The organism is Nonomuraea sp. C10 (assembly GCF_008017515.1).
GTDB lineage: Bacteria > Actinomycetota > Actinomycetes > Streptosporangiales > Streptosporangiaceae > Nonomuraea > Nonomuraea ferruginea.
Map to the genome: position 1 here is coordinate 84,192 of NZ_VPFF01000003.1, position 14,508 is coordinate 98,699.

General features: G+C 67.9%; 19 protein-coding genes. 9 read left to right on the forward strand and 10 right to left on the reverse strand.

What is annotated here, in order from left to right; genetic code table 11:
• Positions 1–210: 210 nt before the first annotated feature.
• Together FR742_RS31810 and FR742_RS31815 are read left to right on the forward strand one after the other, a co-directional pair.
• Entirely contained in the window at positions 211–822 is a 612-nt protein-coding gene (locus FR742_RS31810; protein ID WP_148035024.1) for a dihydrofolate reductase family protein, read from the forward strand.
• Between the two features lie 69 nt (positions 823–891).
• Positions 892–1,260 carry an SgcJ/EcaC family oxidoreductase gene (locus tag FR742_RS31815; protein ID WP_148035025.1) on the forward strand — a complete coding sequence of 123 codons (369 nt, stop codon included), beginning with the start codon at positions 892–894 and terminating at the stop codon, positions 1,258–1,260.
• Here FR742_RS31815 and FR742_RS31820 read toward each other — a convergent pair.
• The 3 genes from FR742_RS31820 to FR742_RS31830 form a co-directional block, all read right to left on the reverse strand.
• On the reverse strand, positions 1,257–1,664 hold the full coding sequence (locus tag FR742_RS31820) for a cupin domain-containing protein (protein ID WP_148035026.1): 408 nt from the start codon (positions 1,662–1,664) through the stop codon (positions 1,257–1,259). The genes FR742_RS31815 and FR742_RS31820 overlap by 4 nt on opposite strands.
• A gap of 5 nt (positions 1,665–1,669) precedes the next feature.
• The gene (locus FR742_RS31825; protein ID WP_148035027.1) at positions 1,670–2,404 is read right to left on the reverse strand and encodes an SDR family oxidoreductase; all 735 of its coding nucleotides are present in this window, start codon (positions 2,402–2,404) and stop codon (positions 1,670–1,672) included.
• 656 nt (positions 2,405–3,060) lie between these two features.
• Entirely contained in the window at positions 3,061–3,963 is a 903-nt protein-coding gene (locus FR742_RS31830; RefSeq protein ID WP_148035028.1) for a hypothetical protein, read from the reverse strand.
• A 262-nt stretch (positions 3,964–4,225) separates the two neighbouring features.
• Between FR742_RS31830 and FR742_RS31835 the strand changes: the two genes are divergently transcribed.
• Both FR742_RS31835 and FR742_RS31845 read left to right on the forward strand, forming a co-directional pair.
• Complete coding sequence (locus FR742_RS31835) at positions 4,226–4,549, forward strand: hypothetical protein (RefSeq protein WP_148035029.1); 324 nt, start codon at positions 4,226–4,228, stop codon at positions 4,547–4,549.
• Between the two features lie 363 nt (positions 4,550–4,912).
• On the forward strand, positions 4,913–6,091 hold the full coding sequence (locus FR742_RS31845) for an IS3 family transposase (RefSeq protein WP_261808906.1): 1,179 nt from the start codon (positions 4,913–4,915) through the stop codon (positions 6,089–6,091).
• 470 nt (positions 6,092–6,561) lie between these two features.
• Here FR742_RS31845 and FR742_RS31850 read toward each other — a convergent pair whose 3' ends face one another.
• Positions 6,562–7,119 (reverse strand): hypothetical protein, encoded by a 558-nt coding sequence (locus FR742_RS31850; RefSeq protein WP_148035030.1) that lies wholly within the window; start codon positions 7,117–7,119, stop codon positions 6,562–6,564.
• Positions 7,120–7,158: 39 nt separating this feature from the next.
• Positions 7,159–8,046, reverse strand: coding sequence for a phosphorothioated DNA-binding restriction endonuclease (locus FR742_RS31855; RefSeq protein ID WP_148035031.1), 888 nt, complete (start codon positions 8,044–8,046; stop codon positions 7,159–7,161).
• 146 nt (positions 8,047–8,192) lie between these two features.
• Here FR742_RS31855 and FR742_RS31860 point away from each other — a divergent pair, with 146 nt between their 5' ends.
• A complete protein-coding gene (locus FR742_RS31860) occupies positions 8,193–8,594 on the forward strand; it encodes a hypothetical protein (RefSeq protein WP_148035032.1) in 402 nt (133 codons plus the stop codon).
• Here the strand turns inward: FR742_RS31860 and FR742_RS31865 are convergent.
• On the reverse strand, positions 8,591–9,037 hold the full coding sequence (locus FR742_RS31865; RefSeq protein ID WP_148035033.1) for a hypothetical protein: 447 nt from the start codon (positions 9,035–9,037) through the stop codon (positions 8,591–8,593). The genes FR742_RS31860 and FR742_RS31865 overlap by 4 nt on opposite strands.
• 151 nt (positions 9,038–9,188) lie before the next feature.
• Here FR742_RS31865 and FR742_RS31870 point away from each other — a divergent pair, with 151 nt between their 5' ends.
• Positions 9,189–10,112: a Yae1 family protein gene (locus FR742_RS31870; RefSeq protein WP_261808907.1), complete on the forward strand. Its 924-nt coding sequence runs from the start codon at positions 9,189–9,191 to the stop codon at positions 10,110–10,112.
• An 11-nt stretch (positions 10,113–10,123) separates the two neighbouring features.
• Here FR742_RS31870 and FR742_RS31875 read toward each other — a convergent pair whose 3' ends face one another.
• A complete protein-coding gene (locus tag FR742_RS31875; protein WP_148035034.1) occupies positions 10,124–10,921 on the reverse strand; it encodes an aminotransferase class IV family protein in 798 nt (265 codons plus the stop codon).
• A gap of 85 nt (positions 10,922–11,006) precedes the next feature.
• Between FR742_RS31875 and FR742_RS31880 the strand changes: the two genes are divergently transcribed.
• Together FR742_RS31880 and FR742_RS31885 are read left to right on the forward strand one after the other, a co-directional pair.
• Positions 11,007–11,348 (forward strand): MerR family transcriptional regulator, encoded by a 342-nt coding sequence (locus tag FR742_RS31880; protein ID WP_148035035.1) that lies wholly within the window; start codon positions 11,007–11,009, stop codon positions 11,346–11,348.
• Positions 11,349–11,414: 66 nt separating this feature from the next.
• Complete coding sequence (locus FR742_RS31885) at positions 11,415–12,119, forward strand: NADPH-dependent F420 reductase (protein WP_148035036.1); 705 nt, start codon at positions 11,415–11,417, stop codon at positions 12,117–12,119.
• 1 nt (position 12,120) lies between these two features.
• Here FR742_RS31885 and FR742_RS31890 read toward each other — a convergent pair whose 3' ends face one another.
• On the reverse strand, positions 12,121–12,759 hold the full coding sequence (locus FR742_RS31890; protein ID WP_148035037.1) for a TetR/AcrR family transcriptional regulator: 639 nt from the start codon (positions 12,757–12,759) through the stop codon (positions 12,121–12,123).
• Positions 12,760–12,850: 91 nt separating this feature from the next.
• Here FR742_RS31890 and FR742_RS31895 point away from each other — a divergent pair, with 91 nt between their 5' ends.
• Positions 12,851–13,543 (forward strand): NAD(P)-dependent oxidoreductase, encoded by a 693-nt coding sequence (locus FR742_RS31895; RefSeq protein WP_148035038.1) that lies wholly within the window; start codon positions 12,851–12,853, stop codon positions 13,541–13,543.
• A gap of 144 nt (positions 13,544–13,687) precedes the next feature.
• Here the strand turns inward: FR742_RS31895 and FR742_RS31900 are convergent, their stop codons facing one another.
• Positions 13,688–13,867 carry a hypothetical protein gene (locus FR742_RS31900; protein ID WP_148035039.1) on the reverse strand — a complete coding sequence of 60 codons (180 nt, stop codon included), beginning with the start codon at positions 13,865–13,867 and terminating at the stop codon, positions 13,688–13,690.
• A gap of 63 nt (positions 13,868–13,930) precedes the next feature.
• Positions 13,931–14,473 (reverse strand): hypothetical protein, encoded by a 543-nt coding sequence (locus FR742_RS31905; RefSeq protein ID WP_148035040.1) that lies wholly within the window; start codon positions 14,471–14,473, stop codon positions 13,931–13,933.
• Between the last annotated feature and the right edge of the window lie 35 nt (positions 14,474–14,508).

Genomic DNA, 14,508 nt, shown 5'->3' on the forward strand with positions numbered 1-14,508 from the left:
CACTGTGGAGTGATGGGTTTGCGACTCACTTGGAAACCACTGGGCCGTGCGAAACGGTCAAGGCCGTCGTGACCCTCAACGCTGGGCGCCCGACTTCCTGCTCACCGCCCCCGTCGAGGAGGACATCGGACGCCATGCGCAGCGATGAGTCCGCCGGCGCCCAGAGGTCTACCTCTCGACCCAGACAACCACCGCATCGGGAGTAAGGGCATGGGCCTCATCCACATCGAACTGTTCGCCACCCTCGACCTCGTCGGGCAGTCGCCGGGCAGCCCCGACGAGGACCCGGTGGGGTTCCCGTTCGGCGGCTGGCAGGCGCCCCTGCTGGACGAGGCCTCAGGGGCGCAGGTCTCCGCGGCGTACGAGGGCACGGACGCGCTCCTGCTCGGCCGGCGGACCTACGACATCTTCGCCGCCTACTGGCCGCACCAGGAGGGCGAGATCGCCACGCTGTTCAACAGCGTCCCGAAGTACGTGGCCTCCCGCGGCACGCCCGACCTCTCGTGGGCCGGTTCCACGCGGCTCGGCCCGGACCTGGCCGGCGCGGTGCGCGAGATCCGCGACCGGCACGAGCACGTGAAGGTCGTCGGGAGCCTGAACCTGGTGCAGACCCTCCTGCGCGAGAAGCTTTTCGACCGTCTCGACCTCTGGGTGCACCCCATCGTGCTCGGCGTCGGCAAGAAGGTCTTCGACGGCGGCGCGGTGCCCACGAACGTCACACTCCTCGAACCACCGGCAGCCGGCCCGAAGGGGACCGTGTACCTGCGCTACGGGCTCTCCGAGGGCACACCCGAGACAGGGGACATGAGCCGCGTTTCATAAGTGCTGGTTCTGGTTTCAAGCAGAACCAGCTGTTGGACTTCTGACGGGAGAGATGGGGATGCTGGAGGCATGAGCGCATACGAGAAGGCCATGCGGCCCGAAGACATCACCCGCCTGTTCGTCGAGCGGTCCAACGCCGGCGACGCGGCCGGGGTCGCTGATCTGTACGAGGAGGACGCGGTGCTGGCCTACCCGCCGGGGAGCCAGACCGTGGGGCGGGAGGCGATCCGCGAGCTGTGGTCGAAAGTGCTGGCCGGGCGTCCCCGGTTCTCGCCGGAGGAGCCGCTGCCCACGTTGATCAGCGGCGACATCGCCCTGACCTCGACTCCGCCCAAGGACGGCTCCGGCGCTCGCGCGCAGGTGGTCCGGCGTCAGGCTGACGGGAGCTGGCTGCGGGTGCTCGACCAGCCCGAATTCGTGCCGCCGGGCCGCTCTTAGGACGGGCGAGGGGCGCGGCGGTCCTGGCGCTGGGCGAGCTCTTCGTCGTCCACCAGCGTGAGCATCGGCTTGCCGGGCTCACACAGCATGGTGACGGTGAAGCGGAGCCGGACGTCGTCACGGTGGTTGCCGTCCTGGTAGTGGATGACGTCGCCGCCCGGCTCCCAGAACACCTCACCGGCTCGCAGGACCCGCTCCGGCTCCCCTTCCAGCTCGAACAGCATCTCGCCTTCCAGCACGTAGCCGAACGCCGGGCCGGAGTGCCGGTGCGGCGGCGTGCCGGGGTCACCGGGCGGGAACTCGATGACCACGGTCATCACGTGCGCCCCCTCCGGGATGAAGGGCGGCTCGACCTCCTGCAACAAGGTGAGCGCCGTCTGCCAGGCGGGCTTGGCCTCGGACATGGGACCTATCTCCAGTCTCTGTAGCGGATCTCGCCGAGGGTGGCGCCGTCATCCGGCACCAGCGACCTCTCGCGCAGCTCGGCGCCGAAGTAGTGCGCGTGCGGGTCGGTTACCACCTCACGCGGATCACCCCAGGAGGCGAGCGCCTCCCGGAAGAACTCGTCCATCCGGACCTGCTCGGGTCCCGCCACATCGACCCTGCCGTTCGTCGGCTCCCCCACCGAGACCCGGCCGACCGCCCGCGCGACGTCGTCACCCGCGATGGGCTGGAAGAGCACCGGTGCCATCCGCACCTTGCCGCCGTCCGTGGCCTCGTCGGCGATGCTCGGGACGAACTCGAAGAACTGGGTGGCGCGTACGAGCGAGAACGGGATCGACGACTCCTCGACCAGCTTCTCCTGAGCGACCTTCGCCCGGAAGTACGGGCGCGCCGGGGGGCGGTCCGCGCCCACTATCGACAGGACGACGTGGTGGCCGACGCCGGCCTCCGCCTCGGCGGCGAGCAGGTTGCGGGTGGAGGTCTCGAAGTACTCCCGCACGGCGGCCTCCTCGAAGGAGGAGGCCTTCGACACGTCGACCACCACGGACGCGCCCTCCAGTACCTCGGCCAGGCCTTCGCCGGTGAGGGCGTTCACGCCGGTGCTCGGCGATGCTGCCACGGCGTCGTGGCCGCGCTCGTCTAGCTTGGCCACGAGCTTCGACCCGATCAGACCGGTCCCGCCTACTACGACGATCTTCATTCCTGACCTTTCCCTGCGAGGTGCCCTTGGCCTCGTGGCTGCCGGTGTAGGACAGGACGGCTTCCTGGCCTGAGTCGCTTGTGGACCTCGTCTTTGAGCGTCCCTCGTGCTGTCTCTGCTGCCACGTACAGGGCGGCAAACTTTCAGCAACCGTCGCCTGCATCCCTGGTTGTGGGGGTTCGTCGGCCTGTTTGCGTCACCGAGCGCGGCCGGTCACGATCCGAAGCCACAGCTCCTCGGCCACGCGGGCGGACGTCCAGGCGCTTTCCATGATGTCCCCGAGGCCCTTGGCGGGGAGGCGCCGGACGAACCACAGGCCGGCGGCTGTGCAGAGTTCGAACGCTGGGTAGGTGCAGGCACAGGTGTGGCCGCGGACTCGCGCCCACAGATCCAGGTCGCCGTCGAGTCCGTCCGTGAAAAAGGGTCGAAGCCAGAAGGTCGTGCAGGGAGGTCGGTGACTGCAGGGCCGCCTCTCGGAAGCAGGGGGCATCCCGCTGGACGCCCCCTCCTCAAAGGTGGGCTATGGGTTACCTTGCTTGGCTGTCACGACGAAGGCGTCGGCGGGGCGCCTCCCGCACGTCGACTCCCACGGTGAAGCGGCCACGGCGTAGGCCCCCGAAAGGACCCGCGCTGGCTCGTCCCACCACAACCGATGATCACTTCGCCTGCGACGCGCTTCGGAGTGTTACGGACGTCTCGACCACCTTCGATTCCTCCGCAGCGGAAAGGGGCATCGGAAGGATTTCGCAATCTCCCTGAGGCTCCGGTGTCCAGTCATAAACCTCGTGATAGGCAATGTCGATCTGAAGGACCTCGTTCGGGTCCAGCGGAGCGTGCCGTACAGGTTCGAGAACATCTGTAAGGACCGCGTGCCGACCTGGCGGTGACAGGATCCCGATCATCGGTATACCGTTGAGCGACCTCGCATAGCTGTGCCATTGCTGCGCGACTTCCGTCCGCCCTTCAAGGGCATAACCAGTGCCCACACGGTGGCAGATGTCCGAGGGAATGCGTCCATATAGCTTATCTGCGGGATTCAACATGAGCTGCAACGCCAGCCGCGGATCCAAAGACGCGGCCTTCTTTAGAAATACCGCTCCATCTGCCAGCAGCCCCCGAAGAGTCAGCAGAATACCCAACTCGAAATTTGCGAGAGGTTGCCCCCGCTCCACCCAATCAAGCAGTTCCGTTCCTCGACACCCGAACCAGCGCCTGAAGCGGATCTCATCGAGCGTGGAGCAGAGCCTTCCATCAGAGGCATGCCTCGGCACGTGACCGATGGGTTGGCCATGAGTGCTTGAGCTAACGAAGCCATCGACCGACCGCGGGCCCTCCTTGTCGAGGACAGTCGGATACTCGTCGGTGTTGCCCAAATGAAGATCGTTTAGGTGCTTCCATCGGGTGTGCCATGACTCAATGCTGCCGATCTCAACGTCAGGGTTCACACCAGTCCCCGCCAGGGCGTGCCTGCATACATGGATGAGGCCAGCGACCGTCTTCCAACGAGGAAACTTGACACCTTGACCATTCAACAGTCGCGTGAGGGAAGCGACGCTCATCTCTCCAGGAGGCGGCCAGTCGTGGACCATGTCCCTGTATGACGGCTTACCAGCCTTCTGGTGGATTTTGCGGAGTTCTGCGCTCAGCCGGCTGAGAGCAGCGCTGGGAGAAGGAGCATCCACCTGGCGATTCACCACCCGTAGTCCGTCGCCATCGACGAAGCACCAATTGTCTCGTACATCGCGAGTGTTCGAGCACATTCCATGCCCCACCTGCATCAGGAGCTGACAGCGTCTCACTCATTTCGCTCAGCACCGTTTCATGTTGTTCCAGGTCGATCCGTCGAGATCCACCTTGCCCCAAAAAGATCATCTCTGGGGCCTCCATGCGGCGACGCTGGTAGTAAATCCGCAGGAAGCACACCTACGGGCCATTTCGGGTGGCCCTTTGGATCTTGGAGAGGTAGATATGTCGACCATGGTGATCATTAAAACGATCATCGCCATCGCCGTAGCTGTTGTGACGGGGGCAGCCGCGGTTGTCATCGCGCGGCGTTCAGGCAAGAACACACCGGCGGCCCTGCTCGTGGGACTCACCGTTGGAACCGCTGCGCTTGGCGGAGTAAGCCCAATCCTCTTCGGCTAGGGACTGTTTGGAGTTCGGATCTTCACGCGGGGCACAGGCTCCGGATCCACAAGATGGCCCCGCGTAGATAAAGGCCGGCAAGGTAACTTTCGGGTGTTTTGCCGAACCGGAAGGCCATCCCGCGCCACTCCTTGATCCGATTGATGCACCGCTCCGCCGTGTTGCGCTGCTTGTACAGATCTCGATCATGGCTGACCGGACGCCCACCGCCAGAGCCCCGCTTCTTGCGGTGGGCCGCCTGATCGGCCTTCTCCGGGATGACGGCCTTGATACCGCGCCGACGCAGGTAGGCGGCATGAGGTGCCTAGAAGATTCCGGACAGCCAGCTACATAAGCTGACAGCAGTCTGGAAGAGGTAGGTACGTGACGAGGCGTCGCAGGCAGTTCTCGCCGGAGTTCAAGGAAGAAGCCGTCTGCATAGTGCTGGAGGGCGATCGGACGGTCGCGTCGGTGGCACGCGAGTTCGACATCAACGCCAGCACCCTGGGCAGCTGGGTGAACCGGCATCGGATCGTGAGCGCCCAGGAGGAACGGCAGCCGGTCCCCGGTCCGGAACGGGCCCGGATCCGGGAGCTGGAGCAGGAGCAGGAGAACGCCGAGCTGCGCGAGAAGTTGATCTTCCTGAAAAAGCGGCCGCCTTCTTCGCGTCCGAGACTCGATGACGCTCGCCAAGTACGAGCTCATCGACGCGGAGAAGGCCCGCCACTCGATCGTGAAGATGTGCGCCTGGCTCGAGGTGTCCCGCTCAGGCTACTACGAATGGCGCGAGCGGCCGGCCTCGGCCACCGCACAACGCCGGACCCTGCTGGCCACGCTGTCACCGAGATCTTCGCCGGCTCGCATGAGACCTACGGCTACCGGCGGGTGCACGCCGCCCTGGCCCGCCGCGGCGAGCACTGCTCGGCCGAACTGGTGCGGGCCCTGATGCGCGAACAGGGCCTCGTCCCGGCCCAGGTCCGGGCGTTCCGGCCGGCCACCACGGTGCAGGGTGACTTCCGTGGCATCCCCGACCTGGTCGGCCGTGACTTCACCGCCGCCCGTCCGGGCGTCAAGCTGGTCGGCGATATCACCTACATCCGCACCTGGGAGGGCTTCCTCTACCTGGCTACGGTGATCGATTGTCACAGCAAGGCGGTGCTGGGCTGGGCGATGGCCGATCACTACCGCACCGAGCTGATCAAGGACGCGATCCGGATGGCCACCGGCACCGGCCCGCTCCAGCCCGCCGCCGTGTTCCACGCCGACCGCGGCTCGAACTACACCTCGGAGGAGTTCGGCCGCTTCCTGACCGGTCTGCAGATCCGCCGCTCGGTCGGCCGCACCGGCGTCTGCTGGGACAACGCGATGGCCGAATCGTTCTTCTCCGCGCTCAAGAACGAGTGGCTGCACCGCTTCGTCTTCACCACCCGCGCCAAGGCAAGGCGGCAGGTCATCCGCTACATCGAAGGGTTCTACAACCACCGGCGCCTGCATTCGGCGCTTGGCTACCGGCCACCCCTGGAGGTCCTCAACGAGTCCCTCTCAGCCCTAACGGCCGCATAGGCTACGCCCATAAGACGGCTGTCCGGAATCACCGTGGCCCCTCAAACTCGACTGCCCCCCGCCGACCGGACAATCGTTAAGCCTGGCGACGAGGGCTAATCCCAAGCTGGCCGGCGTCCATCCCACCGCGCTCGAAGCCAACGCCCTCAGCGGTGTTCCCTAGCCCAAGCGTCGCCGCTACGCTTCTCGATGACCATGTGATGCGGCCCGACGGGCTTCCGCGCTCGCACGGCTCACGCCGGAGCGGATAGGCCCCCACCCGCACGAGTTCTCTCGTGCTGCCTGGGGGACATTCCGTGCCGGCGCTGCGGCTGTCTGTCGAGAACGTGCTCTCGCCCAACGAGGCCGCCCTGGCCGAGCTGATCTCCGAACACGTGCGGAACTCCACCGGGCACCGCCCCTCCCCCTCCGAGGTCAAGTCGTGGCAGCGCAGCCTGCCGGCGCTGGCCCGCGACCTGGCCGACGCCGGGTTACAGCGGGTCGAGATGCTCGTGGAGTACAAGCTCCCCCTGACGAGCCGACGCGCCGACGTCGTGCTCGCCGGGGTGCATCCGCGTACGGGCGAGGACTCGTACGTGGTGGTCGAGCTCAAGCAGTGGAGCCGGGCCGAGCCCTCGGAGGCCGGAGAGCACCTGGTGATCGTGGACGGCATGCCGGGCGGCGAGACGCTGCATCCGGTCGAGCAGGTGCGCCGGTACTGCGAGTACATGACCGACTTCCTCGGAGCCCTGCAGGGCAAGGACGCGGTGTACGGGGTCGCGTACCTGCACAACGCCATGGATCTGGACGTCGACGGGCTGGCCGAGCAGGTGCGGGACGAGCGCAGCCGGCTGTTCACGAAGCAGCGGCGGGGCGAGTTCCTGCGCTACCTGGGTGAGCGGCTGGCCGACAAGCCGGGCGCCGACGCGGCCGACCGTCTCCTCGACAGCGCGGTGGGGCCGAGCAAGCAGCTCATGTCGTACGCGTCGAAGGAGATCCGCGAGCGCGAGCAGTTCACGCTGCTGGCTCACCAAGGTGCGGTGCGGCATCGTACGGAAGAAGGTCTCGCCGAAGGATCAGTAGCCCGGTCAACCGCGGGCGGGCGTGCGGAAGACCTGGCGGGCGTGCCAGCCGATGTGGTCCGGCTTGACCGTGTCCAGGCCCGGCTGGGGTTCTCGGGCCGGGCGTCCGGCCAGGGAGAGGACCATGTCGCGGGATGCCTGCGAGCGGCCCACGTACCGGGCCGAGACGGTGATGGTCCGGTCCTGCGTCAGTCCGAGGACGCCCTTGTCGAACAGTTTGTGGTGGATGGCGCACAGGCACAGGCCGTTGGCCAGGTCGTCCGGGCCGTCGAAGGCCCACCAGCGGACGTGCGCCGCGTCGAGGCCCACTGCTGTGCCGTCCAGCCAGCCGTCGTACGCGCAGAACGCGCAGCAGTACTCGTACGCCATCAGCACCTGATCGCGGAACCCGGGGCCGCGGCGGACCGGCGGTGGCTTCCTGGCCTCGGCGGTGGTCTCCGCCGTCTCCAGGTCCAGGCCAGCCAGCATGCAGAGGTCGGTGTGCAGGGACGGGGCGAAGTTGGCGTCGAGGAGGTAGCGGGCGATCCGTCCCAGCAGGCCGGGTTCCTCCGACAGGGCGCGGGCCAGGTCGGGGTGGAGGCGGCCGCTGGCCTGGCTGTCGCGCAATCTGCCCAGTTCGGGGCCGGGGCTGCCCGGGCCGTGCAGGGTCTCCACCAGCCAGAGGCCGTCGCTGGTCAGGTGGTGGAATGGGTAGCCGGGGCTGGTGTCGCGGGGCGGGCCGTACTCCTTGAGCAGGGTCTTGAGCTCGGACTCCGCGGCGCTGAACGGGATCGGCCGGTTGCCGTGGCGCTGGAACCGGCCCAGGGCGTACAGGAGGAGGAGCGGTTTGTGCGGCGCGCGTTCGCCGCCTCTGGTCCAGCGCCGGATCTCGGCGACCCGCTCGATCCAGTCCACGATCGTCAGTGTAGGGCGATCTTCCGGTCATCAGAGGGCTTGCTCGTCGGTCCGGTTCGCTGATCACAGTCGGCTTCAAGCGGATCGCAAGGCGCGCAGCCTATCTCTAGAGGTGATCACGTCACGTAACATCCCGGAGTTCCCTCATGCGCATGCTCGCCTTCCTCGCCGCCCTGGCCCTCCCCCTCACCATGGCCTCCCCGGCCGCCGCCGACCGCACGTCCTGGAAGTGGGGGACCGTGTACTCCGCTGACGCCAAGGCCAGCGCCTGGGGCAGGGTGACGGTGGGCCAGTCCGGGTTCGTCGTCTCCGGCAACGTGCGGGACGTCCCCGGCAAGGCATGCTCCTGGGTGATCGTCCGCGCCCAGAGTGCGAAGAACGGCCGCTGGAAGACCCACGGCTTCTACTACTGCAAGCCCGGCGTCGGCACCTTCCGCAGGAGCTACGGGTACGTGCTGCAGATCAAGGTCCAGGTGTGCCGGGGCACCGCCAAGCAGCCCACCGGGTCGTGCTCGAAGGCGAAGACAATCTTCACCCAGGGCAGCTAAGGCTCTGGCCACCGGTGGTAGCGGGCGGCGCGGGCCTCGTTCTCGGTGCAGAAGAAGCGGCTGTCCAGCGGGGTCACTACGTAGAAGTCGCTGCCGGGCATCCGGTAGCTGTAGGCGGCGGCGAAGTTCGTGGCGACGAGCGGCAGCCCGCCGCACCTGATCACGTGGATCGGGAAGCTCGCCATGGCGGTGGTGAGCGGCGTTGCGAGCGCGATCACGTACATCGCGATCGCCGTAACCAGTGCCCGCAGCCAGTCGGGCGAGAGCCCGATCAGTGCGAGGGGGATCAAGCCCAGGATGTAGGCCAGTGCCAGCAGTACCAGGTACCAGCCCAGGAAAGCCGCGGGCTCGTGCAGCGACGAGGCCGCCACGGCCAGACCCGCCGTCGGGATGACCAGGAGGAACGCGGCCAGCCACGCACTCGCCACAGCGAATCGCTTCATATGGATATGACGGGTCGGGCCAGGGGTTCGTTCGGGTCGATCAGCCACGGGCGGGCGTCGGAGCCGGCACCCGCGTGAATGGGGCAACCGGGGTGGTTAAGGGCGTGACCTGATGACCACTTAAGGTAGTTGACATGTCACAATGAGTGTCATGCCGTCCCCCCGACATGACGCTCTCATTCAGCTGTTCAAAGACCGGCTCGAGCTGGCAGTGGAGATCTTGCGCGACCTCAAGGGAGTGGAGATCCCGACCACTCCGTTGATCCGCGTCGAGGACAGCACGTTCAACACCCGCCCCTCGGGAGATCTCGAAGCTGACGTGGTCGTCGTCCTGGGACCACCCAACGAGCCCGCGCACGCCATCGTCGTGGAGATCCAGCACGACAAGTCCAAGGACCCGAAACAGCTCGCCCGCTATGCCGCCGCCCTGTGGCTGCTGCTGCGCTGCGACGTCACCGTCCTGGTCGTCTGCCCCGACCAAGGGGTCGCCACCCACTACGCCGCGCCGGTCGATTCCGGGCTGACCGGCTACCGCCTGCGCCCCCACGTGCTGGGACCGGACGACATCCCGATCATCACCGACCCCCACGAGGCCTCAGCCCAGCCCGCCCTCTCGGCTCTGGCGGTGATGGCCCACGGCCGTATCCGCAAGGTGATCGAGGCGTTCGCCATGGCGCTGGCAGAGCTGCGCGACGAACACGCTCCGAAGTACTATGAATACGCTTACAGCATGGCCGCGCCCGACATCCGGCGCCTCCTGGAGGAGATCATGAAATCCACCGCCTGGCCGGTCTACAGTCCCTTCGCCCGCGAACACTACGGCCGCGGCCTCCAAGACGGCCAAACCCAAGGCAAAGCAGAAGGCAGAGCCGAGGGTAAAGCAGAAGGCAGAGCCGAAGGAACCGCTCGAGTGGTGCTGCTCCTGTTGGAGACGCGCGGTTTCGCGCTTCCCGACGACATCCGGGCCCGCATCACCGCCTGCACCGACCTCGACCAGCTCGAGACCTGGGCCACCCGTGCGGTCGCCGCCCAAACCCTCGACGACCTGTTCGACGAGTTGGAAGACCCAGCCTGAGGACGAGCTGCCTAAGGAGCACTGAGGGGTTCGGTCTCGTACGCCTCGTGCAGCATTCGTACGAAAGACGGCGCCTCAGGCAGAGAGGTCGAGGCGATCCGCTGTACAGGCAACCCCGGCGTCCACGAGTTCATGACCACGGCCCCGGCCAACGATGCCAGGTCAGCAAGCGTGATCTCCTGGACCCGCTGGGGGACGCCGAGGCGATCCAGTTGCCGACGGACGATGGCCATCGTGGTGCCGCCCAGCATCTCGGCCTCCGGCCACACCACCGCGGTCCCGTCCCAGAAGGCCAGGTTCCAGATGGACCCTTCGCTGAGCCGGCCGCGACGGTCGAGGAAGGCGGCGTCGTCGAAGCCGCGGGCGACGGCCTGGCGCAGGAAGTACGTCTTGGCCACCTCGCCGACGTGTTTCACGGCGGGGAGGACCCGTTCGTGCTCGACCGCCGCCAGCGAGAGCGGTCCTCGGGGCCCGGACGCGGGCGGGCCGGTGCGTACCAAGAGCGAAGGCTCCAGGTCGGTCGCGGTGAACTCGCCCGCCGGGGAGTACACGGTGGCCGTCAGGGAGAGGTCGGCCGGGCCTGCCAGGAGGGCCGACCGCAGCCGGGCCCGAACCTGATCGTCGGGGAGTGCCCGGCCGAACAGCTCCATGGAGGCGGATCGCAGCCTCTCCAGGTGGAGGTCGAGACCTCGTACGCGACCTCCCCTGACCTGCATGGCGGTGAAGTGGGCGTAGCCCGCGAAGGCGAGCGGCGCCAGCTCCGCGGCGGTCGCCGGGTGGCCGTCGCGGTGGACGACGAAAGAAGACATGGCTTGCTCCAGGGTGATGACGCGGGCCGGAATGCCCGTTCGACGAGGCGACGTTATGGCTTCACACCGATGGAAAGGTCAACTCATGCTGATCGGGGAGCTGTCCCGGCTGACCGGGGTACGCCCGAGGATGCTGCGCTACTACGAGGAGCAGGGGCTGCTCGACGTCAGCCGCGCCGCCAACGGCTACCGCCGTTACGGCGAGGATGCCGTCGTCACCGTGCGGCAGGTGCGCGCGCTGTTGAAGGCGGGTCTGTCCACCGAGGTGATCCGTACGGTGCTGCCGTGCGCGCGGGGCGAGCGGCCGGAGTTCGACTGGTGCGCGGAGCTGTGGGACATACTCAACGGGGAGCTGGCGGCCATGGACGAGCGCATCGACGACCTCCAGCGCAACCGGAGCACGCTCGCCGGCCTCCTCATGCGATAGGTAAACGACCAGTAACCCTCCTGCATGGTAGGGAATAGGCCCCGCGCGGGCGGGGTTGTCGCGGGCATGGCAACTCTTGGATTGATCGGCAGTGGCAACATCGGTGGCACGCTCGCCCGCCTAGCCGTCGATGCCGGTCTCGACGTCGTCCTGAGCAACTCTCGCGGCCCGGAGACCCTGGCCTCGCTCGTCGAGGAGCTCGGCCCGCGCGCCCGCGCCGCCACGCCGGCCGAGGCCGCGGCCGCCGGCGACTGGGTGGTGGTGACGATCCCGCTGCGCGGCATCGGCCAGGTGCCGGCGGAGCCGCTGGCCGGGAAGGTCGTGCTGGACACCGGCAACTACTATCCGCAGCGCGACGGGCGGATCCCGGAGCTCGACGCGGAGGAGACCACGACCAGCGAGCTGCTCCAGCGGCAGTTGCCCGGGGCCAAGGTGGTCAAGGCCTTCAACAACATCTACTTCAAGCACCTGGCCTCGCTCCCCCGCCCGGCGGGCGCCCCCGACCGGACGGCGCTGCCGATCGCGGGGGACGACGCCGGGGCCAAGGCCGCCGCGACCGAGCTGCTGGACACGCTCGGGTTCGACGTGGTCGACGCGGGGCCGCTGGCGGAGGGGTGGCGGTTCCAGCGGGACACCGCCGCGTACGTGGTGCCGTACGCGCACGCGCCGCAGGGCGCCGGGATCTCCGCGGACGACCCGGGCTCCCCCGCCGGGGCCGACGAGCTGCGCACCGCGCTGGCCGCGGCGCTCCGTTACCGCGACATGGAGTGACTCACGGCCCGCTCTTCACCAGCAGTTCGCGGGCCAGGACGTCGCCCCACCAGTTCTCGACGCGGTCGGGTGACCAGCCGCGCTCGCCGGTGAGCACGGCGTAGACGTCGATGTTGCAGATGGCGGCGTAGACGTCGACGGCCGTCGCCACGTCCAGGCCGGCCCGCAGGGCCCCGTCCGGCCACGAGGAGAACACGTGGACGCGGGTCTCGTCGGCGCGGCGGCGGCCGTCGCTGTAGAGGGTGGCCAGGTCCGGCTCCGTGCGTGCCGCTTCCCGTACGAGCATGATGATGTCGCCCGAGCGCTCGTACAGCCGGCGGTCGAAGCCGGCCATCGCGCCGAGCTGCCGCGCCGGGTCCGCGGCGGGGTCTTCGAGCTCGGCCAGCAGGTGCGGCACGTCGCCGCTCAGGTCGGCGGCGTCGGCCAGGGCCCGTGCCAGGCCGGTCTTGTTGCCGTACGTCGCGTAGACGGTCGGCACGGAGACGCCCGCCTCGCGTGCCACGTCGCGCACCGTGGTCTGGGCCCACCCCCGGGTGAGGAAGAGCGTACGGGCGGCCCGGGCGATCTCCGCCCGGGTTTCCAGCGCCTGGGTGGTGCGGCGCAACGACTCGTAGCGACGCCGCTCCTGCTCCTCGCTCATGATCCCCCATTTGGCTTTACGATGCCTATAATCAATATAAGTGGCGTTGCATCGGAGATGCCACGACGGCCAAGCTAGCGGAGGTGCGTACGTGAGACTTGTGATCTTCGGGGCCAACGGCCAGACCGGCCGGATCGCCACCGCCCAGGCGCTCGCCGAAGGCCATGCCGTCACCGCGGTGACCCGGCATCCGGAGGAGTTCCCTCTGGACGATCCCGGGCTGGCGGTGGTGAAGGCGGACGCGCGGGACGGCGCCGCAGTGGACCGGGTCGTGGCCGGGCACGACGCGGTGATCTCCACACTCGGAGTCCCGTACGGCTCGGCGGACACCACGACGGCCTCCGAGGCCGCCGCGGCCATCGTCGCGGCCATGACCGCCCACGGGCTCCGGCGGCTGGTCATGGTCACCTCGACCGGCGTGCCGATGAAACCCCCGCCCGGCGAGACGCTCTTCTACCGAAAGGTGATCATGCCGTGGCTGCTCAGGCTGGGACGTCCGCTGTACGAGGACGCGGGGCGCGCGGAGGAGATCGTGGCGCGCAGCGACCTCGACTGGACCGTCATCCGTCCCGCGGGCTTGTTCGACCGCACCGGCGTCACCGATTACACCGTCGGCCTCCCGCAGTTGGTCGGCCGGTTCACCTCCCGCCGTGACCTGGCGGACGCGCTCATCCGGGAAGCCGTCGAAGACCGCAACCCACGCGCCGTCGTCGAGGTCATCACCACCGAAGGCACCCCGAACCTTTACCGCATGCTCGTGAAGGAAGCGCTGCACATCGGATGACCCCGGAAACAGAACGGGCACGACCCCCCTTGGCAAGGGTCGTGCCCGTTCGTCAGCCCGGCGCCTGGGGCGTCACCGTGACGCTCCCCCCATGGAACGAAGTTTTCTGACGGTGACTGCGCCGGCCGCTGGGATGTGACGTCGTCAGGTGACGTCCATGCACCACATCGGCTTGCCGTCGATGGTGCAGGGGTACCAGATGTCCGGCGGCCTGGCCTGGGCCGATCCGGCGGCGAGGGACAGTGCGGCCGCGGAGATCACCGCCACGGCGGCGATGCGGCGAACCGCGCGCCCGAAGGCGCCGTTCTTGTTGTTGTCGGTCATGGTGAGGATTACATCGGGCCGCTCTTGTGACGCTCTTGGAACCGGCTGGGAACGGGATGCAAGTCAGAGCCAGTAGACCGCCAGCAGGGCGATGGCGAAGGCCAGGGCGATGAAGGGGACGGTTCTCGGCTGACGGGCCGCTTCGCGCCGGGAGGAGATCACCAGCACGACGATCAGGGCCAGCGCCACCACCAGGTGCACCCCGTACCACCAGATGGTGGACACCTCGCCCGGCAAGGTCCCGCTGAGCAGGTCGTCGACGGTCGCGTAGCCGGACAGGGTGGCGGCCATGGCCAGGCCGAACGCCGCGAGCGCGTACCGGTGCCGGGCCACCAGGAGCCAGACGAAGGTGCCGAAGGCGAGGACGGGCCAGGACTGGAGGTGCACCTGCCGCAGGAGCAGCCCGCCGGGCACGTCGAAGCTGATCCGCAGGGTCGAGCTGTAGGCCTCGCTCATGGGGACACCCTGCAACGGCGCGTACGAGCCGTCGTAGACGATCGTGTGGTCACCGGGTGTGAAGTGGTATGCCAGGAAGGCTCCGGTGACGACGGCGAACAGGAAGATGAAGATCAACGTGTCGCCGATTAATTGGCCCGCTCGCTCCATTCGCCATATCCCACCACAAGAGAGACGCTCGCGTA

Bases quoted from the DNA above. Each gene is read 5' to 3' on its own strand.
- FR742_RS31835 (WP_148035029.1), top strand. From the start codon at position 4,226: ATGTTGTTCCAGGTCGATCCGTCGAGATCCACCTTGCCCCAAAAAGAT.
- FR742_RS31905 (WP_148035040.1), bottom strand. From the start codon at position 14,473: ATGGAGCGAGCGGGCCAATTAATCGGCGACACGTTGATCTTCATCTTC.
- FR742_RS31890 (WP_148035037.1), bottom strand. From the start codon at position 12,759: ATGAGCGAGGAGCAGGAGCGGCGTCGCTACGAGTCGTTGCGCCGCACC.
- FR742_RS31885 (WP_148035036.1), top strand. From the start codon at position 11,415: ATGGCAACTCTTGGATTGATCGGCAGTGGCAACATCGGTGGCACGCTC.
- FR742_RS31870 (WP_261808907.1), top strand. From the start codon at position 9,189: ATGCCGTCCCCCCGACATGACGCTCTCATTCAGCTGTTCAAAGACCGG.
- FR742_RS31815 (WP_148035025.1), top strand. From the start codon at position 892: ATGAGCGCATACGAGAAGGCCATGCGGCCCGAAGACATCACCCGCCTG.
- FR742_RS31825 (WP_148035027.1), bottom strand. From the start codon at position 2,404: ATGAAGATCGTCGTAGTAGGCGGGACCGGTCTGATCGGGTCGAAGCTC.
- FR742_RS31850 (WP_148035030.1), bottom strand. From the start codon at position 7,119: ATGCCGCACCGCACCTTGGTGAGCCAGCAGCGTGAACTGCTCGCGCTC.
- FR742_RS31865 (WP_148035033.1), bottom strand. From the start codon at position 9,037: ATGAAGCGATTCGCTGTGGCGAGTGCGTGGCTGGCCGCGTTCCTCCTG.
- FR742_RS31875 (WP_148035034.1), bottom strand. From the start codon at position 10,921: ATGTCTTCTTTCGTCGTCCACCGCGACGGCCACCCGGCGACCGCCGCG.
- FR742_RS31830 (WP_148035028.1), bottom strand. From the start codon at position 3,963: ATGAGCGTCGCTTCCCTCACGCGACTGTTGAATGGTCAAGGTGTCAAG.
- FR742_RS31810 (WP_148035024.1), top strand. From the start codon at position 211: ATGGGCCTCATCCACATCGAACTGTTCGCCACCCTCGACCTCGTCGGG.
- FR742_RS31860 (WP_148035032.1), top strand. From the start codon at position 8,193: ATGCGCATGCTCGCCTTCCTCGCCGCCCTGGCCCTCCCCCTCACCATG.
- FR742_RS31900 (WP_148035039.1), bottom strand. From the start codon at position 13,867: ATGACCGACAACAACAAGAACGGCGCCTTCGGGCGCGCGGTTCGCCGC.
- FR742_RS31820 (WP_148035026.1), bottom strand. From the start codon at position 1,664: ATGTCCGAGGCCAAGCCCGCCTGGCAGACGGCGCTCACCTTGTTGCAG.
- FR742_RS31880 (WP_148035035.1), top strand. From the start codon at position 11,007: ATGCTGATCGGGGAGCTGTCCCGGCTGACCGGGGTACGCCCGAGGATG.